Below are 23,843 nucleotides of genomic sequence, written 5' to 3'. Positions count from 1 at the left end.
ATGAGCGGCGACGAGCTCTCGGCCGACCTGGAGCGGGCACTGGCGGCCACCCGCGAGGTCGGCGAGTCCGACCTGGAGAACCGGCTGCGGCCTGCTCGGCTGACCGAGTTCATCGGGCAGCCGCGCGTGCGCGAGCAGTTGGATCTCGTGCTGCAGGGCGCCATGCGTCGCGGTCGCCCACCGGACCACGTGCTGCTCTCCGGGCCGCCCGGCCTCGGCAAGACGAGCCTCGCCATGATCATCGGCACCGAGCTCGGCAGCGGCGTCCGCATCACGAGCGGCCCCGCCCTGGAGCGCGCGGGCGACCTCGCGGCGATGCTGTCCAACCTGGTCGAGGGCGACGTGCTCTTCATCGACGAGATCCACCGGATGGCGCGTCCGGCGGAGGAGATGCTGTATCTCGCGATGGAGGACTTCCGGGTCGACATCGTGGTCGGGAAGGGGCCCGGCGCCACCTCGATCCCGCTGGACGTTGCCCCGTTCACGCTGGTCGGCGCCACCACGCGGGCGGGCTCGCTGACCGGCCCGCTGCGCGACCGCTTCGGTTTCACCGGGCACATGGAGTTCTACGAGCCGTCGGACCTCGAACTGGTGGTCCGCCGCAGCGCCCAGATCCTCGAGGTCGACCTGCTGCCCGACGGCGGGCGCGAGATCGCGCGCCGCTCCCGGGGCACCCCCCGGATCGCCAACCGGCTGCTCCGCCGGGTGCGGGACTACGCCGAGGTGCGCGCCGACGGGCGGGTCACCCGGGACGTGGCGCGGGCCGCGCTCGCGGTCTACGACGTCGACGAACTGGGGCTCGACCGCCTCGACCGCGCGGTGCTCGGTGCCCTCGTCCGCTCCTTCGGCGGCGGCCCCGTCGGCGTCTCCACGCTCGCCGTCGCGGTGGGGGAGGAGCCCGGCACCGTGGAGGAGGTCTGCGAGCCCTATCTGGTGCGCGCGGGCATGCTCGCGCGCACCCCGCGGGGCCGCGTGGCGACCCCGGCGGCCTGGCGCCACCTGGGCGAGACACCGCCGGAACCGGACGTCCGGGACGAATCGGATGAGCAGGGCCCGCCGACGTTGTTCGGCTGAGCTGGCAGACTCGGGGGCGGACCCACCGTCAATCCGACCGAGTACCCGCATTGGAGTGAGATGGACCTCCTCTTCCCCCTGCTGATCGTCTTCATGATCGGCATGATCTTCTTCTCGAACCGTCAGCGGAAGAAGCAGCAGCAACAGCAGGAGAGCCTGCAGAACGCGATCGCGGTCGGGGACGTCGTCCTCATGACCTCCGGGATCAGCGGCACCGTCGTCGACACCGACGACGAGCGCACCATCGACCTCGAGATCGCGCCCGACGTGATCACCACCTGGCTGCGTGCCGCGGTGCGCGAGAAGCTGTCCACCGACGCCGAGGGCGTCGTCCCGGCCGACGAGCTCGAGGACGACGTGGAGCACGAGCCGTCGACCACGGTGCAGGCGCCGGTCGTGGCCGGCGAGCCCCAGGACGCGCACCAGAACGGCAACGGTGTGTCCGCGGGCTCGAAGGAGTCCCGCAACAACTGAGACCGTCCCTAGCGGACGTCACCCGGCCGCCCGTCACGGGCCGGGTGCGGTCGCTGTCGGAGGGTGGTCCTACCCTGCGGTGAGGTCCTTCGCGGGCCGTCGCGGCCCCGGTGCCGCGGCGCCCGTGGGGCGGGTGGCGTGATCGACGCCGGGCCCGCCGCGCGGGGCCCGACCGCGAGGATCCGATCCCGCCCGACCCAGGAGTTCGCAGCGTGGCCCCTCCCACCGTCCGGTTCCGGCCCGGGCGCTACCTGGCCTTCTTCGTGGCCATCGTGGTGGTCCTGTACGGCCTGGTGTTCCTCACCGGCGACGGTCGGCCCACCCCCAAGCTCGGTATCGACCTGCAGGGCGGTACGCAGGTCACCCTCACGGCCCGCACCGAGACCGGGGCCGCGCCGACGCCCGACCAGCTGAACCTCGCGCGCCAGATCATCGAGCAGCGCGTGAACGGTCTGGGCGTGTCCGGCGCGGAGGTCGTCCAGAACGGGAACAACCTCGTCATCACCGTGCCCGGCACGTCGGGCGACCAGGCCCGCAGCCTCGGGCAGACCGCCCGGCTCTACTTCCGCCCCGTCGTCAACGGGCCGGTGGCGGCCACGCCGCCCGCGGCGCAGCAGGGTCAGACCGGCCAGCAGGGTCAGACGGGCCAGCAGGGCACGACGGGCCAGCAGGGTCAGACCGGCGGCGCCGGTGCGGCCACGCCGGGGCAGGCGCCCGCCGGGCAGGCCGTGCGGCTGCCCGCCCAGCAACCGACGCCACCGTCCCCGTCGCCCGGCGGCGGCACCTCGCAGGACCCGCGGCTGGCGGCGGCGATCGCCCAGGCCAAGGAGACCCGGCAGAGCACCGACCCCACGGTGCAGGCGCGGGCGTTGCAGGCGCTCAACTGCAGTGCGGACGACCCGCTGCGCGGGTACGACGACCCGACGCGTCCGCTCGTGGCGTGTGACCGCGACGGCACGGCCAAGTACGTCCTCGGCCCGTCGATCCTCTCCGGCACCGAGGTGGCCGGCGCAAACGCCAGCCCCAACCCGCAGGGCGCGGGCTACGTCATCGACGTGACCTTCAAGTCCGAGGGCGCCGGCATCTGGGCGCAGTACACCAGCGCGAACATCGGCCAGGCCGTCGCCTTCGTGCTCGACTCCGAGGTCGTGTCGGCGCCGGTCATCCAGGCGGCCCAGCCCGCCGGCAACTCCCAGGTCAGCGGCAACTTCAACCAGCAGTCCGCGCAGGACCTCGCGAACGTGCTCCGCTACGGCTCGCTCCCGCTGTCCTTCGACACCTCCGACGCACAGACGATCTCCGCGACGCTCGGCCTCGCGTCGCTGGAGGCGGGGCTGATCGCGGGGGTCATCGGCCTGATCCTGGTGTTCGTCTACTCCCTGTTCTACTACCGGGCGCTCGGTGTGCTGACGATCCTCTCGCTGGTCCTCTCGGGCGCGATCGTCTACGCCGTGCTGGTCCTGCTCGGGCGGAGCATCGGCTTCACGCTCGACCTCGCCGGCGTCGCCGGGTTCATCGTCGCGATCGGCATCACGGCGGACTCGTTCGTCATCTTCTTCGAACGGATCAAGGACGAGATGCGCGAGGGCCGCAGCTTCCGCTCCGCCGTGCCCCGCGGCTGGACCCGCGCGCGACGCACGATCCTCTCCGGCGACGCGGTCAGTTTCCTCGCCGCGGTCGTGCTCTACGTCCTCGCGGTCGGGCAGGTCCGGGGCTTCGCGTTCACCCTCGGCATGTCGACGATCCTCGACCTCGTCGTGGTCTTCCTCGTCACGCACCCGCTGCTCGCGCTCGCCTCGAACTCGAAGCTGTTCGCGAGCCCGGCGTGGTCGGGCCTCGGGAAGGTCGCGAACCAGACGGGGCGTTCCGGTCCGCGTGCCGGGACGACGCCGCGGGTGGGAGCGCGTCCCGACGGCCCCCGCAGTTCCAGCACCCGATCGACCCGCTCGACCACGCGCAGCGGCTCCGGCCGCGGAGGTGCCCGATGACCCGCGCAGGCGGCCGCTCCGGCCGTGACGCCCGCGAACCCCGCGACGAGGAGCCCGAGGACCTGGTCCCCGGCGCGACCGACCTCGACGCGGACGACGCCGACCCCGACGACGAGCCCGACCCCGCCGCCGCGCGCCAGGTGCGCCGCAGCCGGCTGGACAAGCTCTACGAGGGCAACGGCGGGATCGACGTCGTCGGCCGCTCGAAGACCTGGTACGCGGTGTTCGGCGCCGTCGTCGTGGTGTGCCTGCTGTCGATGATCCTGCGTGGCTTCAACTTCTCGATCGACTTCGAGGGCGGCACCTCGGTGCAGTTCCCGGCGCGCGGCGCGACCGGGGTGGCCGAGGTCAGCCAGGTGCAGCAGGTCTTCGACCAGTCGGTCGGCCGTCCCGCCGAGTCCGTGCAGACCGCGGGCACCGGCGAGAACGCGACGATCATCATCAAGTCCGACCGGCTCTCGCAGAGCGAGGTCGTCGCCCTGCGTCAGGCCCTCTTCGACCGGTTCCAGCCCCTCGACACGGCCGGCGCGCCCGACCAGAACGCGGTGAGCGACAGCGCCGTCAGCGCGAGCTGGGGCGGGGAGATCACCCGCCAGGCCCTCATCGCGCTCGTCGTGTTCCTGGTGCTGGTCGCGATCTACCTGGCCTTCTACTTCGAGCGGCGGATGGCCTTCGCGGCCCTCGTCGCGCTCGCGAACGACATCATCGTCACGGCCGGCGTGTACTCGCTGGTCGGCTTCGAGGTGTCGCCCGCGACCGTGATCGGCCTGCTGACGATCCTCGGGTTCTCGCTCTACGACACGGTGGTGGTGTTCGACAAGGTCCGCGAGAACACCCGGGGCCTGCAGAGCCTGAGTCGGCGGACCTACGCCGAGGCCGCGAACCTCGCGGTCAACCAGACCCTGATGCGGTCGCTGAACACCTCGCTCATCGCCGCGCTGCCGCTGATCGGCCTGTTCGTGGTCGGCGTCGTGCTCCTGGGGGTCGGCGTGCTCGGCGACCTCGCGCTGGTGCAGCTGGTCGGCACGGTCATCGGTGCCGCGTCCTCGGTACTCCTCGCGACCCCGATCGTGGTGGACCTCGCGATGCGCGACCGCGTGTGGGTCCAGCAGGCCCAGCGCGTCGCGGCGCGTCGGCAGAAGAACGCGCGTCGCGGCCAGGGCGACGAGGGCGCCACCCGCGGCGAGAACACCGAGGTCATCGACACCCGGGCCGTGGCTGCCGCAGGGGCGGGCGCCTCGTCCCGCCCGGTGGTCGACGGGCGCGCGGCGGCGCCCCGGCCGGGAGCACGGCCGGCGGGCAAGTCGGGCCGGCCGAGCGGCAAGCGCCGCCGGTGAGCCCGGCCGACGATCGCGGGACCGTCGAGCAGTTGCTGCGCGCGGTCCCCGACTTCCCGGAGCCGGGCATCCGGTTCTGGGATCTGACGCCGGTCCTGGCGGACGCGGCGGGGCTCGCGGCGACGACGCGCCTGCTCAGCGCCCCCGTGGCCGGGACGGCCGTCGACGTCGTCGTCGGGATCGAGGCGCGGGGCTTCCTGCTCGGCGCCGCCGTCGCCCAGGCGCTCGGTCTCGGCATCGTTCCCGTGCGCAAGCAGGGCAAGCTGCCCGCGGTCGCCGCGTCGCGGTCCTACGACCTGGAGTACGGCTCGGCGACGCTCGAGCTGCCCGCGGGGGTCCTCACCGCCGGGGCGCAGGTGCTGCTCGTGGACGACGTGCTGGCCACGGGTGGGACGGCGGCTGCCGCGAGCGAGCTGGTCGAGAGCTGCGGCGCGCACGTCCGGGCCCTCTCGGTCGTCCTCGAGCTGCCGGGCCTCCGTGGGCGTGGCCGGCTCGGGGCGCGGCCGGTGCACACGGTCCTCGAACGCTGACCCGGCCCGACTCCGCCAGCGAGGTTCACGCCAGGCGCGCTTGCGCGCCCTGGAGCCTGCTTGAGGTGACCCTCGCGGCCGCCGACCCCGCCCGACCCCGGCCGACCCCCGGCCGACCTCCGGGCCGACCCCGGCCGTCCGCGCCACGAGAGTGGCACCAGGCAGGGTCTCGGGCGTCGGAAGCTGCCTGACGTGACCCTCGGCGACCCGTCGGGCGGGAGGGGATTGACCACATCCGGCCGGGGAACTCCTCCCACGGCTCCACGAATTGCTTCGCGCAGCTAACATTCAGGGCGGCCGAGCGAGGGAGGACGATGACCATCCAGGCGACCGGTCGCCGCACCGACACCCGGGACGACGGGCCACAGGAGCCCGACACCCCGACGACGCCCACGACGCCCACGACGCTCGCGGTGCGCGAGCCCCGGGCGGCCGCCACGGTGCGGGCGCGCGACCGTCTGCTCGCCTCCGACCCGGGACACGTGCGCCTCGCGCTCGCCAGCCGGGCGGCCGTGTCGCTCGCGCTCTCCCTGGCCGCGTCCGCGGTGCTCGCCGCCGTTCTGGGGCTCGCCGGGACGCAGGCGATCATCGTGCTGGTCCTCGGCGCCGTCCTCACCATGATCACCACCTTCACGGCCGCCGACCCCACCCCGGGCGGGCGGGCGATCACGCAGGTGAGCCTGCCGGTCGCCATGCTGGTCGGGATCACGCTGAGCACGTTGGTCGACAAGCACCGGGTGCTGTCGCTCTCGCTCTTCGTCGTCGTGATGTTCGCGGTGGTGTGGGTGCGCCGCTTCGGGCCGCGGGCCTTCGCATGCGGGATGGTCGCGTGGATGGGCTACTTCATCGCCCTCTTCCTGCAGCTCTCGTTCGCCCAGCTCCCGACCGTGGTCCTCGCGCTCGCGACCACCACGGTCCTGCTGCTGGTGATCGCCCTCGTCGTGGTCCCGCACCGTCCGGCCCGGCGCCTGCGGCGGATGGTCGACTCCTTCGGCGCCCGGGTCCGGGTCGCCCTCGCCGAGCACCGGGACCCCGCGCTCCGACCGCCGTGGCGGCGGGACGACGAGACGGCGCGCGACCGCGCCGTCCTGCGGGTCAACGAGGCCGCGGTCCTCGTCGACGGGCAGCTCGCGATCCCCGGGTCGCTCACCGTGCCGGCCCGCGCCGCCGACGTGCGCGCGGCCGTCATCCGTGCCGAGTCCGCCCTGTCCCGGGCCCTGGACGACCCCGACGACGTGTCCGCCGAGCAGGCCGTCACGGTGGCGCTCGCCGACCTCGACGCGGTGCTCGACGAGGACCGGGCCGGCCGTCCGCGTCCCGACGACGGGACCGACGGGTCGGCGCCCTTCACCCCGGCCGCCGAGCTGTTCGCGGGCTTCCTGCCCGGCAGCGCCATCACGGTCGGGCCGATGGTGGCCCCGGAGGACGAGGCGCAGCCCGGGACCGGACGCGCGACGGGGATGCTGCTGAGCACTCGGCAGGCCTGCCAGATCGCGCTCGCAGGGGGCCTGGCGATCGCCCTCGGCGACGCCGTGTCGGGGCAGCGTTGGTACTGGGCGGTGCTCGCCTGCTTCCTGGCGTTCACCGGCACGGCCACCGCGGCCGAGACCATCCGCAAGGCGGTGCAGCGCACGGTGGGCACCCTGGTCGGTGTCGTGGTCGCCCTCGTGGTGGTGCCCTGGCTCGGGAACTCCACCGCCGTCGCGCTCACCGTCATCCTCGTGGCGCTCTTCGTCGGCTTCTACCTCTTCCGCGTGTCCTACACGTCGATGGCCTTCGCGGTGACCCTCATCGTCGCCGAGCTCTACGAGATGCTGGGCACCTACTCCGACGGGCTCCTCGCGCTGCGGGTGGGGGAGACCGCGCTGGGCGCGGTGATCGGTGGCGTCGTCGCGGTCTCGTTCCTGCCGATCACCGCCATGCGGGCCGAACGGCAGGCCCGCGCCCGGCTCGCCGAGGAGCTGCGGGCGGCCACCGCCGACGTCGCTGCGGTCCTCCGCGGCGAGTCCGACGACGGTCCCGGCCGGCCGGACCTGCACGCCCGCGCCCGCGCGCTCGACGCCGCGGTGCACCAGCTCGCGCTGATCGGGGTGCCGCTCTCGCTGCGCTTCTCCCCGGGCGGGGCCCGTCGGCGCCCGCCGCTCGCCCGCCGGCTCGCCGCGTGGGTGCGGTGCGCGGTGCGGGTCCGCGCCCTCGTCGAGGCCGCGCTCGAGCTCGAGCACACCAGCCGGTCGGACCCGACGGTGCGCCACCAACGCGTCGGCGCCGCCACGCGGGCCGTGCAGGGGCTCGTCGACGCCCTGGCCGAGGGCCGCGGACCCGGCGAGCACCGTCGCCGGGCCTGGGACGACGACCCCGACGACGTCCTCTCCGAGCTCTCCGCCCTGCACGGCGCCCTCGTGGACCTGCACGAGATCGACCCGGAGGCCGCGGGCGAGGCCCCCGCGACGCCGGAGCCGGCCACCCCCGCCGTCGGGACGGCGCCCGGGGTGCGGGGCCGTGTCGTCGACACCGACGGGTCCGGCCTGCCCGCCGTCGTCACGGTGGTCGACCCGCACGGCACCCAGCAGGCGCGGGTCCGCACCGGCGCCGACGGCTGCTTCGCCCTCGACGTTCCCGCCGGCGGGTGGTGGCAGATGGTGGTCGCGTCCGACGGTTTCGCCCCGTACGCCGGGCGGATCGCGGGCGGGACCCACGACGTGGTCGTGCTGCGCCCGTCCCGCGCCGCCCACCGTTGAACGACCGCTCACCGGACGGCGGTCCCGGCGTGGCACGGGCCACCGCCCCCGGGGGACCGGACGGCGACGTCGGCGGACGCGGGTGGTCCTCCTGACCTACGCTGAACTGATTCCGGTACGCGCGACGGCCGGGATGTGCAGGGGGCCGTACCAGCGGAGGTGACCGTGAGCCAGGACGTGGGGCCGGTCGAGACGGTCAGTGACGGGGTGGCCGACGGCGTCGACGCGCCCGGGGAGCCGACCGTCGGGTCGAGCGAGCCGCGGGAGGCCCGTCGTCTGGAACCGGTCGGGGGCACGTCGACCGGACGTCCGCGGTCCGCCACCCGTCGCGTCCGGGCCCGGATCGCGCGCCGCATCACCGCGCAGCGCACCGGGCCGGTGAAGCCGGTCCTCGAGCCGCTCGCCACGGTCCACCGGGAGCTCCACCCGAGCGCGGACCTCGCGATCCTGCAGCGGGCGTACGACACCGCGGAGGCCTTCCACGAGGGCCAGATGCGCAAGTCGGGCGACCCCTACATCACCCACCCGCTCGCGGTCGCGACGATCCTCGCCGAGCTGGGCATGGACACCACGACGCTGACGGCGGCGCTGCTGCACGACACCGTCGAGGACACCGACTACTCCCTGGAGCGCCTGGCGGCCGACTTCGGCGCCGAGGTCGCGCACCTCGTCGACGGCGTCACGAAGCTCGACAAGGTCCAGCTCGGGGCGGCGGCCGAGGCGGAGACCATCCGCAAGATGGTCGTGGCGATGGCCCGCGACCCGCGGGTGCTCGTCATCAAGCTGTCCGACCGGCTGCACAACATGCGCACCATGCGCTTCCTCAAGCCCGAGAAGCAGGCCAAGAAGGCGCGCGAGACCCTCGAGGTGCTCGCGCCCCTGGCCCACCGGCTCGGGATGTCGACGGTCAAGTGGGAGCTCGAGGACCTCGCGTTCGCGATCCTGCACCCGAAGCGCTACGACGAGATCGTCCGCCTCGTCGCCGACCGCGCGCCGAGCCGCGACACCTACCTGCGCACCGTGATCGACGAGGTCTCCGGCCAGCTGGAGGCCGCGCGGGTGAAGGCCGAGGTGCTCGGCCGCCCGAAGCACTACTACTCGATCTACCAGAAGATGATCGTCAAGGGTAAGGACTTCGACGACATCCACGACCTGGTGGGCGTCCGCATCCTCGTCGAGGACGTGCGGGACTGCTACGCCGCGATGGGCATGGTCCACGCCCTCTGGCAGCCGATGCCGGGCCGGTTCAAGGACTACATCGCCCAGCCCCGGTTCGGCGTGTACCAGTCGCTGCACACCACCGTCATCGGGCCGGACGGGCAGCCCCTCGAGGTGCAGATCCGCACCCACGAGATGCACCGCACCGCCGAGTACGGCATCGCGGCGCACTGGCGCTACAAGGAGACGAAGGGCAGCCACAACACCGCGGGCCTCGAGCTCGACGAGATGGCGTGGATGCGCCAGCTGCTCGACTGGCAGCGGGAGGCGGCCGACCCCGGCGAGTTCCTGGAGTCGCTGCGCTACGACCTCGCCACCCGCGAGATCTTCGTGTTCACGCCGAAGGGCGACGTGATCACGCTGCCCGCCGGCTCCACCCCGGTCGACTTCGCCTACGCGGTGCACACCGAGGTCGGCAACAAGTGCATCGGGTCGCGGGTCAACGGCCGCCTGGTCGCGCTCGAGCGGCAGCTCGAGAACGGCGAGGTCGTCGAGATCTTCACCTCGAAGGCCGAGAGCGCCGGCCCGTCGAAGGACTGGACGGGCTTCGTCGCCTCGCCGCGGGCGAAGCAGAAGATCAAGCAGTGGTTCGCCAAGGAGCGCCGCGAGGAGGCGATCGAGGAGGGCAAGGACTCGATCACCCGCGAGGCGCGCCGCACCGGGCTGCCGTTGCAGCGCCTGGTCTCAGCCGACTCGATGGGCGCGCTGGCGCGCGAGCTGCGCTACGCCGACGTCACCGCGCTCTACGCCGCGGTGGGGGAGCACCACGTCTCCGCCCGACACGTCGTGCAGCGCCTCGTGGCCCTGCTCGGCGGGGTCGAGCAGAACGAGGACGAGCTCGCCGAGCGCGCCACCCCGTCGACGGTCCAGCGCCGCCGCGGGACGGGGGACGTCGGGGTCGTCATCAACGGCGTCGATCCCGACGACGGGTCGAGCTCGGATCTGTGGATCAAGCTGGCCCGCTGTTGTACGCCGGTGCCCGGCGACGACATCCTCGGTTTCGTCACCCGGGGCGGCGGCGTCTCCGTGCACCGCACCGACTGCACCAACGCCGACGACCTGCGCTCCGAGCCCGAACGCCTCGTCGACGTCAGCTGGGCCTCGTCGTCGACCGCGGTCTTCCTCGTGGCCATCCAGGTCGAGGCGCTCGACCGCCACCGGCTGCTCTCCGACATCACGAAGGCGCTGGCCGACGAGAAGGTCAACATCCTCTCCGCGTCGGTGACCACCTCGCGGGACCGCGTCGCGGTGAGCCGGTTCTCGTTCGAGATGGGCGACCCGAAGCACCTCGGGCACGTGCTGCGCGTGGTCCGCAACGTCGAGGGCGTCTACGACGTGTACCGGGTCACCTCGGCGAGCTGACCAGGCGCAGCAGGGTCGTGGCCAGGTCGTCCATCGCCTGGTCGCGGGCCTCCGCGGCCAGGTGCGAGCACCACAGCGGCGCCTGGCTCATCGCCGCGTGCATGGCCTGCAGCGTGGCGTCGACGGACACGACGGCGAACTCCCCGGCGGCGACGCCCGCGGTGACCTCGCGCCGGAACACCAGGTCGTGGCGGCGGCGGAGGTCCCGGATGCGTTCGCGCAGCGCCGCCGGCCACGAGTCGGGCACGAGGAACAGGCGTAGCGCCGCCGGGTACTCGAGCACCGCGATCGCGATGTGCTCGCGCAGCAGCGCCCGGAGCCGTTCGACCCGCGGTGCGTCGGCGCGGGCGTCCGCGAGGGCCTCCAGCCGTTCGGTCCAGTCGGTGCCGAGGGTCTCGATCGCCGCCGTGGCCAACTCGTCCTTCCCGGCGAAGTAGTAGTAGAGCGAGCCCTTCGTGACGTCGAGCCGCTCGGCGACCTCCTCGAGGGTCGACGCCTCGTAGCCGCGCTCCCCGAACACCTCGGCCGCGGCCGCGACGATGCGGCGGACCCGCTCGTCGCGCTTGCGCTGGACCCGGTTCACGGCAGCGAGCCTAACCCACCGGTCATCTCTTGACTCTGAGGTCAAAGTTCGGCACGTTCGTCGACACCGAGGACGGAGGCCGACGATGGACTTCGAGCTCACCGACTCCCAGCGTCAGGTGCGGGACACCGCGCGGGAGATCGCGACGAGCACGCTGCTGCCGGGCTACGCCGAGCGCGAGCGGGCCGGCCGGATCGAGCCGGCGCTCCGTCGGGACCTGGGCGCCCTCGGGCTGATCGCCCCGGAGCTGCCGGTCGGGCTCGGCGGCCGCGACGCCGACCGCGTGACCACCGGCCTCGTCTGCGAGGAGCTCGGCCGCGGCGATCTCAACGTCGCGTACCTGCAGGTCGTCGGCTCGCTGGTCGGGCAGATCCTCGTCGCGAACGCGCCCGACCTCGCCCGGACGTGGGTCCCGCGCATCACGGCGGGGGAGGGGATCGTCGGGATCGGGCTCACCGAGCCGCACGGCGGTTCCGACGCGGGGATGCCGAGGATGACCGCCGTTCCCGACGCCGGCTCGTGGCGACTCGACGGGGTCAAGTCGCTCTCCTTCGCGGCCGACGCCGAGGCCGTCGTCGTCTTCGCGCGGACCGAGGGCGACACCCGTGGACGCGGCATCTCGGCGTTCCTCGTCCCGCTCGAGGCCGACGGCGTCACCCGCGAGCCCTACCCGGACGTCGGGACCACCGCCGTGGGTCGGGGGGCGGTGCACCTCGAGGGCGTCCGGGTGCCGGCGGCGAATCTCATCGGCGCCGAGGGACGCGCGTTCAGCCAGGTCATGCAGGGTTTCGACTTCAGTCGCGCGCTGATCGGGTTGCAGTGTCTCGGCGCCGCGGAGCAGTCCGTGGACGAGACGTGGACCTACGTCTCCGGCCGGGAGGCGTTCGACCAGCCGTTGTCGACCCGGCAGGGCGTGGCGTTCCCGCTCGCGGAGCAGGAGACGCTGTTGTCCGCCGCCCGCCTGCTGTGCCTGGAGACGCTGTGGCGCAAGGACACCGGCCGGCCGCACACCGCGCAGGCGGCGATGTGCAAGTGGTGGGCCCCGAAGGCGGCGCACGAGGCGATCACCGCCTGCCTGCTGCTGCACGGCCAGTACGGCTACCGCCGGGAGCTGCCCTTCGACCAGCGGATGCGCGACGTCCTCGGTCTGCAGATCGGCGACGGCACCGCCCAGATCATGAAGCTCGTCATCGCCCGGCAGCGGGTCGGCCGGTCGCTCGCACCCTGAGGAGGACGCAGACGATGGGAAGACACGACGGCAACGTCGCGATCGTGACCGGCGCCGGGCGCGGTATCGGCCGCGCGATCGCGGAGACGCTGGCGGCCGAGGGGGCGACCGTGGTCGCGACCGACGTCGACGAGGGCGCGGCGAAGGACACGGCGGGCGCGGTCGGCGGCACCGGCATCGCCGCCGACGTCAGTGACCGTGCGGCGGTGGACGCCCTGGTCGCGCAGGTCCTCGAGCAGCACGGCCGGATCGACGTGCTGGTCAACAACGCCGGGTACGACGAGGTCGGGCCCTTCGTCGACTCCGACCCCGAGCGCTGGGGTCGCATCGTCGGCATCAACCTCTACGGCGTCCTCCACACCTGCCACGCGGTGCTGCCGGTGATGATCTCCCAGCGGCGCGGGGCCGTCGTGAACCTGGGGTCCGACGCCGGGCGCGTCGGCTCGTCCGGGGAGGCGGTCTACTCCGCGGCCAAGGGCGGCGTCATCGCCTTCACCAAGACGATCGCCCGCGAGAGCGCCCGCCACCAGGTCCGCGCCAACTGCGTGTGCCCCGGACCGACCGACACCGCGCTGTTCGCCTCGGTGGTCGAGGGCAACGACCGGCTCCGCGACGCGCTGATCAAGGCCATCCCGATGCGCCGGCTCGCACAACCCTCCGACCTGGCGCCGATGGTGTCCTTCCTCGCCTCGGACGAGGCCGGGTTCGTCACGGGCCAGACCGTCAGCGTCAGCGGCGGGATGTCGATGTCGTGATGTACACCTACGACCCCACCGCGTACCGGCGGTACTTCGAGCACTCCTTCACCTACCTCGCCGGGTTCCGCCGCACCGCGAGCCGGTACGCCGAGCGCACCGCCGTCACCGACCCGTCCGGACGGTCCTGGACCTACGCCGAGCTCGCGGCGGACGTCGACCGGCTCGCCGCCGGGCTCGCGGCCGCCGGCGTGCGGCCCGGCGACGTGGTGACCTACCAGCTCTACAACTCCCCGGAGTTCGCGCGGCTCTACCTGGCCACCCAGGCGCTCGGCGCGGTCGGCTCGCCGATCAACTTCCGGCTCGCCCCGGGCGAGGTCGCCCACGTGCTCACCGACAGTGCGCCGCGGGTGTTCGTCTACGACGCCACGCTGCAGGACACGGCGGCCGAGGCCCTGCGCCGCAGCCCGCACCGACCCGACGTCGTGATCGCGGTGCAGGCCGACGAGGAGCTGGCGGGCCTGCTGCCCGGGGGCAGGGCGGTCGACCCGCCGTCGGGAACGGTCTACGACGAGACCACCCGGCTCTACACCTCCGGGACCACCGGGATGCCGAAGGGTGTGCCGCTGAACAGCCTCGTCGAGGTGTTCAGCGCCCACGACGTGGCGATGCACTTCCCACTCGGGCCGGAGGACGTCACGCTCAACATGACGCCCTGGTTCCATCGCGGCGGGCTGTACTCGGGCGGCCCGAACCCGGCGTTCTACGTCGGGGCGCAGGTGGTGCCGCTGCGGGCCTTCGACGCCGACGTGGTGCTCGACCTGGTGCAGCGGCACGGCCTCACGTTCCTGGTCGGAGCGCCCACGAACCTCGCGATGCTGGCCGCGGCGCAGGAGGCCCGGCCACGCGACCTTGCGTCGTTGCGGGGGATCGTGACCATGGGTGCGCCCCTCGAGCGCGAGGCGTGCCTGCGCTACCAGTCCGTGCTGACACCGAACATCTTCAACGGCTACGGCACCACCGAGTCGTTCTGGAACACCTTCCTGCGTCCGGCCGACCTGCCCGGGCACGCCGGCGCCGCGGGGCGGGCGTGCACCGACGACGAGGTGCGCGTGGTCGTGATCGGCGGCGGACCGGGCGAGGAGGTCCCGAAGGACGCGGAGACGGTCGGCGAGGTCGTCGTGCGCTCGCCGAAAGCGGGCTACGCGTACGTGAACGTCCCCGAGCAGGAGCGCGCCAAGTTCGACGACGACGGGTGGATCCACCTCGGCGACCTCGCCACCTGGGACGCCGGCGAATTCGTGACGATCGTCGGGCGTGCCGACGACATGCTCGTCTCGGGCGGCGAGAACGTGCACCCGGTGCAGGTCGAGGAGGCGCTGAACGAGCTGCCGGGGGTCGCCGACTCGCTCGTGGTCGGCGTGCCCGACGAGCGCTGGGGTCGGCGGGTCGTGGCCTACGTGGTGCGGGCCGACCCGGCGCTGACCGCGGCCGACTGCGAGGCCCACTGCCGCGACCACCCCATGCTGTCGCGCTACAAGCGGCCACGGGGATACCGGTTCGTCGACGCGCTGCCACTGACCGCGACCGGGAAGAAGATTCACTACCGGGCGACCGAGCAGGCGGCCGCGGACGTCGCGGCCGGGCTGTTCACCGAGGTACGAGGAGGTACGGATGTCCTTCGATGACTACGGCCAGTTGCTGTTCGAGCGCCGCGACCACGGCGTCCTGCTGATCACGATCAACAACCCCGAGAAGTACAACGCGACCGACGAGCAGCTCCACGGCGAGCTCGCCCGGGTGTGGCGCGAGGTGGACGCGGACCCCGAGGTGCGGGTCGCGGTGGTGACCGGCGCCGGGAGGGCGTTCTCCGCGGGCGGCGACCTCGCGATGGTCGAACGCATGGCGGGCGATCACGCGCGCGTCTCGCACATGCTCAAGGAGGCGTCCGAGCTGGTCTACAACATCATCGACTGCGAGAAACCGATCGTCTCGGCGATCAACGGGGTCGCGGTGGGCGCGGGTGTGGTGGTGGCGCTGCTGGCCGACGTCGCGATCGCGGCCGAGGACGCCAAGCTGGGCGACGGGCACGTGAAGCTCGGTGTCTCCGCCGGGGACCACGCCGCGATCATCTGGCCGCTGCTCGCCGGCATGGCGAAGGCGCGCTACTACCTGCTGACCGGCGAGATGGTCACCGGCGCCGAGGCCGAGAAGCTGGGCATGGTGGCGAAGGCGCTCCCGCGCGAGCAGGTGCTCGACGAGGCGCTGCGGGTGGCCGAGGTCCTGGCCACCGGGTCCCAGCAGGCGATCCGGCTGACCAAGAAGTCCCTGAACAACTGGCTGCGCTCGATGGGGCCGACCTTCGACCAGTCCGTCGCCTACGAGATGTTGTGCTTCCTCGGGTCGGACGTGCACGAGGGGGTGGCGGCGCTGCGGGAGAAGCGGGCTCCGGTGTGGCCGTCGGCTAGGTGAGCAGAGAAGGTCGCTCCAGCGACCCTGAGTGCTCACCTGCGGGTACCGCACATCCATGACCGCACGCGATCTCGCCCGGGACTTCGTCGCCGGCGTGATGGACCACGACTTCGACCGCATGCACGCCGCGCTGTCGCCCGACGCGACGTGGAGCGTGCCGGGCGACCACGGGATCTCCGGGGTCGCCCGGGGCGCCGACGCCGTGGTGGAGCGGGCCCGCGCCGTCGCGGCCGGCGGGGTGTCGATCGAGCTGCGGTACGAGCTGACGGGGTGGGACCGCGTGGCGGTGCTGCTGCACAACACCGGTGAGCGGAACGGGACGGTGCTCGACGAGCAGGTCGTCATCGTGTTCACGGTGGCCGACGGCCGGATCACCGCGGCCGAGAACCTGATCTCCGACGTCCCCGGGCTCGAGGCCTTCTTCCGCGCCGGGTCCTGACGGCGGGTCCTGACGGCGGGTCATGCCCCGGGTCGTCGGGTCAGGCCGATCACGAGTCCGAGGAGGGGGAGTGCCGCGAGGACGGCGAGCGCCGTCGGCACCGGCACGACCGCCGAGAGCCCGGCGACCGCGGCCGGTCCGATCCCGCCGCCGAGGAAGATCGCGAAGTTGAGCAGGCCCTGGGCGGTGTCGCGGTCGGGTGCGGCGACCAGCTGCGGGGCGAGGCCGACCAGGACGGCCTGCGCCCCGGCGAACCCGCAGACGGTGAGGGCGGTGCCGACGACGACCGGGACCGGTCCGGGGAAGGCCGCGACCACGATCACGCCGAGCGTGGTCAGCGCCGCCAGCACGGCCGCCGTCCGCCAGGCTGCGAACCGGCCGGCGGCGGCCACCAGCCGCCCGGCGAGCACCGAGCAGGCGGCCGCCGGGACCAGTGCCGCCCCGGCCCCGAGCGCGCCCACGCCGGTGGCCTGCTCGATCAGGGACGGGGCGAGGAACAGCACCCCGTAGTAGCCGGCGAACACCGTGCCGCCGACCACCCCGGCGGCCGGGAGCCCGCGGGCGGTGACGACCCGACGGGGCACGAAGCCGTCGGGCACCCGCCGCACGCGCCACCACAGACCGACGCCGGCGACCGCGCCGGCGACGCCCACCGCGAGCGTGACCGGGGCGGGGAGGCCGACGGCGTGCGCCTGGAGCAGCGTGACCAGCGCGCCCGCGAGGACCCAGAGCAGCGCGGCGCCGAGGAGGTCGAACCGTTCGGCCGGAGCCCGCCCGGTCCCGTCGTCGTCGGGGAACGTCGATGCGGTCGCGAGGAGCAGGAGCGGGAGCGCGAGGACCGGGATCGCGAGGACGGCCCGCCATCCCAGCCAGGCCGTGACGGCCCCGCCCAGCAGGGTCCCGCACGCCGACGCCGTGGCGCTCGCGGCCGCGACGACCCCCAGCGCCCGGGCCCGCTCCGCCCCGGGTAGTGCCGTGGCCACCGCGAAGACGGCGATCACGGTCGCGCCCGCTCCGGCGCCGCCGACCAGCCGACCGGCGACCACCACCGCGAGCGTCGGGCCGACCGCCGCGAGCGCGGAGCCCGCGGCGAGCGTCACGACTCCGGCGGTGAGCACGCGGACGGGCCGGAACCGGGTGACCAGCCGACCCGCGACCGGCATCGCGAGCGCGGAGGTCAAGGACCACGCGGCCAGGACCCACGCGGTGGACCCGAACGGCACCGACAGCGCGCGGCCGAGCGCGGGCAGGGCGACCGACGGCGCTCCCAGCGCCACGAACACCGGCAGCACGAGCACGCCGAGGACGAGCCCCACACGGTGTCCGTCCCCGAGCGTCCGGCCTGACGGAATCGTTCGCGAAATCGCTCTCCCGGGTATCGTGTGACACGTGACAGCTTGGACGAGTGTCACCGTACGAACCGGTGAGGAGACACGTCAAATGGCGGATGCGTATCACGACGTCTCTGCGGTCGAGGCGGCCGTGGCGCTGGCCAACACCTGGATGCCGATCCGGGGGAAGGACGCGCTCGAGACCGTGGAGCAGCTCGGGGACTTCCTCGCCGAGCACCCCGTGGGCCGCGACCGCTCCGGTGCGGGTCCCACCGAGGCCGACCTGGCGGAGGTCCGCGCCGTGAGGGAGACGGTGCGGGCCGTGCTCGAGCGCGCGGACACCGACCCGGCAGGAGCGGCGACCCTGATCAACGACGGGCTGCGCCGGTCCCGGGCCACGCCCACCCTGCGCCACGACCGCGACGACCGCTGGCGGATCGAGGTCGCGTCCGACGACGACCGGCCCGGGGCCCACCTGGCGGCGACCACGCTCACGGCCCTGGCCGGGGTGATCGCCGCACTCGGCCCCGGCCGGCTGGGCGTGTGCGCCGGACCGACCTGCCGTGCCACGTACGTCGATCTCTCCCGCAACGGCTCGAAGCAGTACTGCACGCGGACCTGCGCCCACCGCGCCAGCGTCGCGGCCTACCGGAGCCGCACCAGCGACCGCTAGCCGACGGGCGGCGCGCGGACATCGGCGGCGCCGGTTGGGCCGTCCGGCAGGAGCCGCATCCGGACGGCCTAAAGCTGCTCCGGCGTTGCGAAAGTACGGTTAGTGTTCACTCGAGCGCACACGGGAAGGTCGCGCGGTACGACTCGTCCTCCGGCTGAGTCCGGCGCCTCGACGACGAGGGCAGCGGTTCCTGGTCGGGGTGACGACCAGCCTCGGCCCGTGGGGCGTCGGCGCGTCGAGAGGGGGCGGGAGTCGTGGAGGTCGACGACCCGATGCCGCTCGCGCTGCGTCTCCTGCGCCGCGTCGTCCTCCTGGCGGGGCTCGTGGCCGGCTTCGTCGTGGTGGGCCTCCTGTTCGCCGGTCCCGCGCAGGCCGCTCCCGGCGCGGGGGATCGGGGCGGCAGCGACGCTCCCTCCGGCGCGGTGAGCTCCCTCGCGCACCTCGGCTCCCACGCGACGACGTCGCACGGATCGAGCTCCCGATCGTCCTCGGGGAAGTCCACCTCGGGGAAGTCCACCTCGGGGAAGTCCACCTCGGACAGGACGACGTCGAAGAAGGCCACGTCGAAGAAGGCGCCGTCGGTGAAGGCGCCGTCGGTGAAGGCGCCGTCGGTGAAGGCGCCGTCGGTGAAGGCGCCGTCGCTCACGTCGACGTCCGGCGACGCGGTGCGCGTCGCCCGTCGCGTGGTCGACGGCTCCGTCGGCTCCGTCGGCTCGACACGCACGAAGGCCCCGGTCGCCGCGACGCACACCCCGACCGTCGACCTCGGATCGGTGGTGTCCCGCGCGACGGCGACCCGCCACGCGCCGCTGACCAGCACGCCCTCGGCCGTCCGGAGCGTGGCGCGCTCGACGTCCTCGATCCCGCTCGCGCACGCTGCACCTCTCCTCACGACACTCGGGACGGCGGTCTCCACGACCACCACCACGCTCGACGGCGCCCTCGCCCCGGTGGCGACCACGACGGCGCAGGTGACCCACGCGCTCCCGGCGGTCCCGTCGCTCCTCCCCAGCACGCTCACCGGTACCTCCGACCTCCTGGCCCGGACCGGCGGCACCCTCGTCCACACGGTCACGGGGCTGACCTCCACCACGACGGCACTCACCGGGGTGGTGGGCAGCCTGGGTGGCGGTGTCGTCGGCGCCCTCGGCGGCCCTGTCGTCGGGCTGACGCAGGAGGCGCAGGCCGGGGTGACCGGATTCCTCGGGACCGCAGGGGCGGTGGCGGCGCCGTCGGCCGTCCCCGGCCCGGCGTTCGTGGGTGCCGGCCCACCGGCGGTCGTCGCGTCGACACCGCCACCGGCCGGTCCCGGCGGGTCCACGCGCGACCCCGTTCCCCCGGGCACGGCCCTCCCGGGTTCACCGGGCTCCTGGTCGACCGCCGGGTCCGCCGCCGGTCCCTTCGCCGAGGGAGCGGTCCCCGGCGCGCCCGTCCCCGAGGCACCTCTTGCCCCGGCGTCCCCGACCGGGACACCCGGCGGCGCGGGCGGCTCCGGCGTGGGCGTCCCACCCGGGCTGCTGGCCGACCCGCTGGCTCTGCCGGCCGTCCTGACCGCGCTGGTGCTGATCGCCTGCGCCCGGCGACGGACGTGGTGGTTCCCCGAGGTCGCCGTCGGTCCCGACTGAGGTCCCGACCCGCGCCGTCCGCCGTCCCGCCCGGTGCGGGTGGGGGTCGTGCGCCGAGCACCCGGTCAGTCCTTCGCGACGGGCCCGGTGGCTCGTGCCCTGAGGGTCGGTGTCCTCGCTTGCGCATCGTGATCGAGGCGCCGCGACGTCCGGCCGGGTGCCGACCCACACCGGCGCGCCCGTCCCCGGCGACCGGTCGCCCGGCCCGGAGGTAGCGCCTCCTCGGGCTCGGTCGGCCCAGGGTGACCACGCGCGGGACCGCCCGCCGACCGCCGTCGGCGATGGCCGTACGAGGGGGCGGCCCATCGCCACTCGACGCGGTTGCGCGGGCTCCCGTCCCGCGCGTGGTCGCCGTCGGCTCCTGCACGGCCGGCCCCCGGGGCCGCGGCCGCATCTCGATCAGACACACCTCCGTGAAAGGCCCGTGCGATGCGACACGACGTCTTCGTGCGCTGTCCCGTCATGCTCCAACTCGTGGGTGCCCAGCGCCCGCCGTTGTCCGCCCAGGTCGAGTTCCGCTTCGCCGGCCCCGACCCCTATGCGGTGGCGCTCGCGTTCCAGACCCTGGATGCCCGTGAGGTCGTGTGGCGGTTCTCCCGCGGTCTCCTCGCCCAGGGCCTGATCGAGGCGGTCGGCGAGGGGGACGTCCGCCTCCGCCCCCTCGAGACGGGCGTGCCGACACCCGTCGTCGAGATCGAACTCCTGTGGCCCGGCGGCCGGGCCGTCTTCCACGCGCCGCAGGCCGAACTCCGCGAGTACCTGGCCCGTACGCAGGAACTCATCGCCTTCGGGGCCGAGCACGAGTGGCTCGACCTCGATCACACGGTGGCGATGCTGCTCCTCGCTCCGCCCACGCCGGGGTCGGGAACGGGTTGACCGATGTCGGGCCGCGCTCGCCGGCCCGAAGAGGAGGTCACGGCCCCACTCCCTGCTCACCGTCGCGAAGCCCGCACGCCGGACACGGCGTCGCCTTCACCATCGCGTCCGCGGTGGCGAACTCGTGCGGGAAGTCGGCGCGCGGCAGGCCGCACAGGGTGTCGGTGGCGTCCGCGTCGGCGAGGACGTGGACGTCGCCCGACGGCCGGCGGAACAGGTCGGGCTTGCCCGCGTAGACCCGGCCCGGGCGCAGACCCGGGTAGTCGCTCCAGGTGAACCGCGATGCCACGACCACGCTCATGCCCGGAGCGTAGAAGGGGTCACGCGGCTTCGGGGACCACGTCGACGGCCGGATCGTCGTGGTACTCGGGGCGGGCGCTGCGCGGGTCGAGCGCATTCACCGTGGCCGGGTCGACGGTGGCGTCCGACTTCCGCATCAACGACCGCACCCCGTTGTCGAGCACCGTCACCAGCGGCACCGCGAGCAGCGCGCCGGCGATCCCGGCGACGACGAGGCCGCACGCGATCGGGAGGACCACCGCGAGCGGGTGCAGCTTGATGGACTTCCCGAGGAACAGCGGCTGCAGGATGTAGCCCTCGAGGTTCTGCACGGCGAGCAGGAGCAGGACGACGAGCAGGGCGTCGGTGAGCCCCCCGCTGACCAGGGCCACGAGCGCCGCGACGGCGCCCGAGATCACGGCGCCCAGGGTCGGGATGAACGCGCCGAAGAAGATGAGGGCGGCGAGCGGGACGGCCAGGGGCACGCCGATGAGCCAGAGCCCGATGCCCGCCGTCACCGCGTCGATGAACGCGACGACGATGATCGCGCGCGTGTAGCCGACCAGGGACGCGAACGCCCGGCGGCCGGCCACGTCGGCCCGGTCGCGCACCGCCCGCGGGACCCCGCCGAGCAGGAACCGCCAGATGGCCCCGCCGTCGTGGATGAGGAAGATCAGGGTGAACAGCGCGAGCAGGCCCTCGGTCAGCAGTTCGCCCACGGTGCCGACCGCCCCCAGCGCGCTCGTGGCGATCGCGGCCTGGCTGGACTGGATGCTGCCGAGGATCTGGTCGCCGATCTGCGCGAACTGCTGGTTGTTGAGGCCCAGCGGCCCGGTGCGCACCCAGTTCTGGATCTCGGCGAGGCTGCCGGTGAAGGCGCTGGTGAGTTGTGGGAGCCCGGAGATGAAGGCATAGACCACCCCGGTGAACACCCCGCCGACGACCGCGAGCCCGGCGATGATGACGATCGCCGTGGCGACGGCGTGGGGGAGCCACCGGACCTTCGAACTCATGAGGTGGGCCTCCGGCGCGAGCAGCGAGGCCAGGATGAGCGCGATCACCACGGGGATCAGGACGACCGAGAGCGTGCTCGCGACGAAGATCAGCGTGGCGATCGCGGCAGCGATCAGCACCACTCGCCACGCGAGCCCCGCGGCGACGTCGAGACCGTGCGGGATCGTCCAGCGCTGCTTCGGGCGCGACGGTCCGGGCTCGACGGTCGGTCGTGCCGAGGTGGCCCGTCCGGCTGCAGGATCCGTCAGCCGGTCGCCCACCACCTCCGGGGCCCCGGTCCCACTCTGCGCCGTCACGGGCGTCACGCTAGACCTGCGCAGGTCAGGGGGCCGGACGACGGGGCTGAAGATGTCGGCGCCCCGCGAGCCGCCGTCGGGAATGCGTGTCCTGGCTTTCTGGATCGGTGCAGTACGGCGTAGGGTGGGCGGCGTGAGCCGCCGCGCGAAGATCGTCTGCACGCTGGGTCCGTCGACGTCGTCCCCGGAGCGCATCCGGGCCCTGGTCCGGGCCGGGATGGACATCGCCCGCCTGAACTTCTCCCACGGCGAGCACGCCCAGCACGCCGAGGTCTACCGCCTCGTGCGCGAGGCCGCCGACGCCGAGGGCCGCGCGGTCGGCATCCTGGCCGACCTGCAGGGCCCGAAGATCCGGCTCGGCCGGTTCACCGACGGGCCGCAGACGTGGGCCACCGGCGAGACCGTCCGCATCACCACCGAGGACGTCGCCGGCACGCACGACCGCGTCTCCACCACCTACAAGGGCCTCGCCGACGACGTCCGCGCCGGCGAGTCGCTGCTGATCGACGACGGCAACGTCTCGGTCGAGGTCACCGCGGTCGAGGGTCGCGACGTGGTCTGCCGGGTCGTCGAGGGCGGCCGGGTCTCGGACAACAAGGGCATCTCCCTGCCCGGCACCGTCGTGTCGGTCCCGGCGATGAGCGAGAAGGACGAGGCCGACCTGCGCTTCGCGCTGGGCCTGCGCGTCGACATGATCGCGCTGTCGTTCGTCCGCTCGCCCGCCGACGCCGAGCTCGTCCACAAGATCATGGACGAGTACGAGTGCCGGCTCCCCGTGATCGCGAAGTTGGAGAAGCCCGAGGCGGTCGACGCGCTCGAGGCGATCGTGCTCGCGTTCGACGCCGTGATGGTCGCGCGCGGCGACCTCGGCGTGGAGCTGGCGCTCGAGGACGTCCCGCTGGTGCAGAAGCGCGCCGTGCAGATCGCCCGCGAGAACGCCAAGCCGGTGATCGTCGCGACGCAGATGCTCGAGTCGATGATCCACAACTTCCGGCCGACCCGCGCGGAGGCGAGCGACGTCGCGAACGCCGTGCTCGACGGCGCGGACGCGGTGATGCTCTCCGGCGAGACCTCGGTCGGCGACTACCCGATCGAGACGGTGCAGACGATGTCGCGCATCGTCGAGGCGGTCGAGTCCGGCCCGGCGTCGGTCCCGGCCATCCAGCACGTCCCGCGGACGCAGCGCGGGGTGGTCACCACCGCGGCCCGCGACATCGGCGAGCGCCTCAACGCCCGCGCGCTCGTCGCCTTCACGCGCTCCGGCGACACCGTGCGCCGCCTCGCGCGGCTCCACACCCGGCTGCCGGTCCTCGCCTTCACCCCGGTGCCCGCGATCCGCTCGCAGCTCTCCCTGTCCTGGGGCGTCGAGACCTTCCTCGTGCCGTGGGAGGAGACGACCGACGCCATGATCGCCCGCGTCGACGCCTCGATCCTGCAGATCGGCCGCTTCGCCCCGGGCGAGCTCGTCGTCATCGTCGCCGGCTCGCCGCCCGGGCAGGCCGGCAAGACGAACCTCATCCGCGTGCACCGGCTGGGCGAGGACACGCACTAGGACCGTTGCCAACGGCACTCTCGCAGCATCTGTGTGCGCGAAAGTGCCGTTCGTTCGGT

At 73.6% G+C, this 23,843-nt stretch carries 20 protein-coding genes; 16 read left to right on the top strand and 4 right to left on the bottom strand.

All coding sequences use genetic code 11. From position 1 onward, the window contains the following. The 7 genes from ruvB (at window position 1) to QSK00_RS17665 (ending at window position 10,721) form a co-directional block, all read left to right on the top strand. The gene (gene ruvB / locus QSK00_RS17695) at window positions 1–1,074 is read left to right on the top strand and encodes a Holliday junction branch migration DNA helicase RuvB (protein WP_285592470.1); all 1,074 of its coding nucleotides are present in this window, start codon (window positions 1–3) and stop codon (window positions 1,072–1,074) included. Window positions 1,075–1,134: 60 nt separating this feature from the next. Next, entirely contained in the window at window positions 1,135–1,548 is a 414-nt protein-coding gene (gene yajC, locus QSK00_RS17690) for a preprotein translocase subunit YajC (protein ID WP_285592469.1), read from the top strand. 212 nt (window positions 1,549–1,760) lie between these two features. Continuing rightward, window positions 1,761–3,536, top strand: a complete 1,776-nt coding sequence (gene secD / locus QSK00_RS17685; RefSeq protein WP_285592468.1) for a protein translocase subunit SecD — start codon at window positions 1,761–1,763, stop codon at window positions 3,534–3,536. After that, complete coding sequence (gene secF / locus QSK00_RS17680) at window positions 3,533–4,873, top strand: protein translocase subunit SecF (protein ID WP_285592467.1); 1,341 nt, start codon at window positions 3,533–3,535, stop codon at window positions 4,871–4,873. Before secD ends, secF begins: the two co-directional genes overlap by 4 nt. After that, on the top strand, window positions 4,870–5,403 hold the full coding sequence (locus QSK00_RS17675; RefSeq protein ID WP_285592466.1) for an adenine phosphoribosyltransferase: 534 nt from the start codon (window positions 4,870–4,872) through the stop codon (window positions 5,401–5,403). The genes secF and QSK00_RS17675 overlap by 4 nt, the downstream gene beginning before the upstream one ends. Before the next feature lie 314 nt (window positions 5,404–5,717). Then, window positions 5,718–8,141: an FUSC family protein gene (locus QSK00_RS17670; protein WP_285592465.1), complete on the top strand. Its 2,424-nt coding sequence runs from the start codon at window positions 5,718–5,720 to the stop codon at window positions 8,139–8,141. Window positions 8,142–8,417: 276 nt separating this feature from the next. Beyond that, window positions 8,418–10,721, top strand: a complete 2,304-nt coding sequence (locus QSK00_RS17665) for a RelA/SpoT family protein (protein WP_285592558.1) — start codon at window positions 8,418–8,420, stop codon at window positions 10,719–10,721. Here QSK00_RS17665 and QSK00_RS17660 read toward each other — a convergent pair. Then, window positions 10,705–11,304 carry a TetR/AcrR family transcriptional regulator gene (locus tag QSK00_RS17660; protein WP_285592464.1) on the bottom strand — a complete coding sequence of 200 codons (600 nt, stop codon included), beginning with the start codon at window positions 11,302–11,304 and terminating at the stop codon, window positions 10,705–10,707. The two genes, QSK00_RS17665 and QSK00_RS17660, sit on opposite strands and share 17 nt — an antisense overlap. 85 nt (window positions 11,305–11,389) lie before the next feature. Here QSK00_RS17660 and QSK00_RS17655 point away from each other — a divergent pair, with 85 nt between their 5' ends. The 5 genes from QSK00_RS17655 to QSK00_RS17635 are packed head-to-tail and all read left to right on the top strand — an operon-like array spanning window position 11,390 to window position 16,138. Beyond that, on the top strand, window positions 11,390–12,532 hold the full coding sequence (locus tag QSK00_RS17655; protein ID WP_285592463.1) for an acyl-CoA dehydrogenase family protein: 1,143 nt from the start codon (window positions 11,390–11,392) through the stop codon (window positions 12,530–12,532). A gap of 14 nt (window positions 12,533–12,546) precedes the next feature. Continuing rightward, window positions 12,547–13,287 (top strand): SDR family NAD(P)-dependent oxidoreductase, encoded by a 741-nt coding sequence (locus tag QSK00_RS17650; protein WP_285592462.1) that lies wholly within the window; start codon window positions 12,547–12,549, stop codon window positions 13,285–13,287. Beyond that, window positions 13,287–14,915: a class I adenylate-forming enzyme family protein gene (locus tag QSK00_RS17645; RefSeq protein ID WP_285592556.1), complete on the top strand. Its 1,629-nt coding sequence runs from the start codon at window positions 13,287–13,289 to the stop codon at window positions 14,913–14,915. The genes QSK00_RS17650 and QSK00_RS17645 overlap by 1 nt, the downstream gene beginning before the upstream one ends. Further along, entirely contained in the window at window positions 14,902–15,699 is a 798-nt protein-coding gene (locus tag QSK00_RS17640) for an enoyl-CoA hydratase/isomerase family protein (RefSeq protein ID WP_285592461.1), read from the top strand. The genes QSK00_RS17645 and QSK00_RS17640 overlap by 14 nt, the downstream gene beginning before the upstream one ends. Window positions 15,700–15,754: 55 nt before the next feature. Next, window positions 15,755–16,138: a nuclear transport factor 2 family protein gene (locus QSK00_RS17635; RefSeq protein WP_285592460.1), complete on the top strand. Its 384-nt coding sequence runs from the start codon at window positions 15,755–15,757 to the stop codon at window positions 16,136–16,138. Between the two features lie 20 nt (window positions 16,139–16,158). Here QSK00_RS17635 and QSK00_RS17630 read toward each other — a convergent pair whose 3' ends face one another. Next, a complete protein-coding gene (locus tag QSK00_RS17630; RefSeq protein ID WP_285592459.1) occupies window positions 16,159–17,454 on the bottom strand; it encodes an MFS transporter in 1,296 nt (431 codons plus the stop codon). Between the two features lie 124 nt (window positions 17,455–17,578). Here QSK00_RS17630 and QSK00_RS17625 point away from each other — a divergent pair, with 124 nt between their 5' ends. From QSK00_RS17625 to QSK00_RS17615, 3 genes are all read left to right on the top strand, one after another. Beyond that, complete coding sequence (locus QSK00_RS17625; RefSeq protein ID WP_285592458.1) at window positions 17,579–18,142, top strand: CGNR zinc finger domain-containing protein; 564 nt, start codon at window positions 17,579–17,581, stop codon at window positions 18,140–18,142. Window positions 18,143–18,396: 254 nt separating this feature from the next. After that, the gene (locus QSK00_RS17620) at window positions 18,397–19,767 is read left to right on the top strand and encodes a hypothetical protein (RefSeq protein WP_285592457.1); all 1,371 of its coding nucleotides are present in this window, start codon (window positions 18,397–18,399) and stop codon (window positions 19,765–19,767) included. A gap of 462 nt (window positions 19,768–20,229) precedes the next feature. After that, window positions 20,230–20,643, top strand: a complete 414-nt coding sequence (locus QSK00_RS17615; protein ID WP_285592456.1) for an SsgA family sporulation/cell division regulator — start codon at window positions 20,230–20,232, stop codon at window positions 20,641–20,643. Between the two features lie 37 nt (window positions 20,644–20,680). Here the strand turns inward: QSK00_RS17615 and QSK00_RS17610 are convergent, their stop codons facing one another. Both QSK00_RS17610 and QSK00_RS17605 read right to left on the bottom strand, forming a co-directional pair. Further along, window positions 20,681–20,944 carry a hypothetical protein gene (locus QSK00_RS17610; protein WP_285592455.1) on the bottom strand — a complete coding sequence of 88 codons (264 nt, stop codon included), beginning with the start codon at window positions 20,942–20,944 and terminating at the stop codon, window positions 20,681–20,683. Between the two features lie 19 nt (window positions 20,945–20,963). Continuing rightward, on the bottom strand, window positions 20,964–22,232 hold the full coding sequence (locus QSK00_RS17605; protein WP_285592454.1) for an AI-2E family transporter: 1,269 nt from the start codon (window positions 22,230–22,232) through the stop codon (window positions 20,964–20,966). Window positions 22,233–22,365: 133 nt separating this feature from the next. Here QSK00_RS17605 and pyk point away from each other — a divergent pair, with 133 nt between their 5' ends. Next, a complete protein-coding gene (gene pyk / locus QSK00_RS17600; RefSeq protein WP_285592453.1) occupies window positions 22,366–23,784 on the top strand; it encodes a pyruvate kinase in 1,419 nt (472 codons plus the stop codon). Window positions 23,785–23,843: the final 59 nt, after the last annotated feature.

This window comes from Actinomycetospora sp. NBRC 106378 (assembly GCF_030269685.1).
In the GTDB taxonomy this organism is placed as follows: Bacteria; Actinomycetota; Actinomycetes; order Mycobacteriales; family Pseudonocardiaceae; genus Actinomycetospora.
Note: the sequence above shows the minus strand (reverse complement) of the source record. Positions and strands in the feature narration are given on the sequence as shown.

Excerpts from the sequence above, each read along its gene's own strand:
- ruvB (WP_285592470.1), top strand. The coding sequence starts at position 1 with ATGAGCGGCGACGAGCTCTCGGCCGACCTGGAGCGGGCACTGGCGGCC.
- yajC (WP_285592469.1), top strand. The coding sequence starts at position 1,135 with ATGGACCTCCTCTTCCCCCTGCTGATCGTCTTCATGATCGGCATGATC.
- secF (WP_285592467.1), top strand. The coding sequence starts at position 3,533 with ATGACCCGCGCAGGCGGCCGCTCCGGCCGTGACGCCCGCGAACCCCGC.
- QSK00_RS17670 (WP_285592465.1), top strand. The coding sequence starts at position 5,718 with ATGACCATCCAGGCGACCGGTCGCCGCACCGACACCCGGGACGACGGG.
- QSK00_RS17655 (WP_285592463.1), top strand. The coding sequence starts at position 11,390 with ATGGACTTCGAGCTCACCGACTCCCAGCGTCAGGTGCGGGACACCGCG.
- QSK00_RS17650 (WP_285592462.1), top strand. The coding sequence starts at position 12,547 with ATGGGAAGACACGACGGCAACGTCGCGATCGTGACCGGCGCCGGGCGC.
- QSK00_RS17645 (WP_285592556.1), top strand. The coding sequence starts at position 13,287 with ATGTACACCTACGACCCCACCGCGTACCGGCGGTACTTCGAGCACTCC.
- QSK00_RS17640 (WP_285592461.1), top strand. The coding sequence starts at position 14,902 with ATGTCCTTCGATGACTACGGCCAGTTGCTGTTCGAGCGCCGCGACCAC.
- QSK00_RS17635 (WP_285592460.1), top strand. The coding sequence starts at position 15,755 with ATGACCGCACGCGATCTCGCCCGGGACTTCGTCGCCGGCGTGATGGAC.
- QSK00_RS17625 (WP_285592458.1), top strand. The coding sequence starts at position 17,579 with ATGGCGGATGCGTATCACGACGTCTCTGCGGTCGAGGCGGCCGTGGCG.
- QSK00_RS17615 (WP_285592456.1), top strand. The coding sequence starts at position 20,230 with ATGCTCCAACTCGTGGGTGCCCAGCGCCCGCCGTTGTCCGCCCAGGTC.
- QSK00_RS17610 (WP_285592455.1), bottom strand. The coding sequence starts at position 20,944 with ATGAGCGTGGTCGTGGCATCGCGGTTCACCTGGAGCGACTACCCGGGT.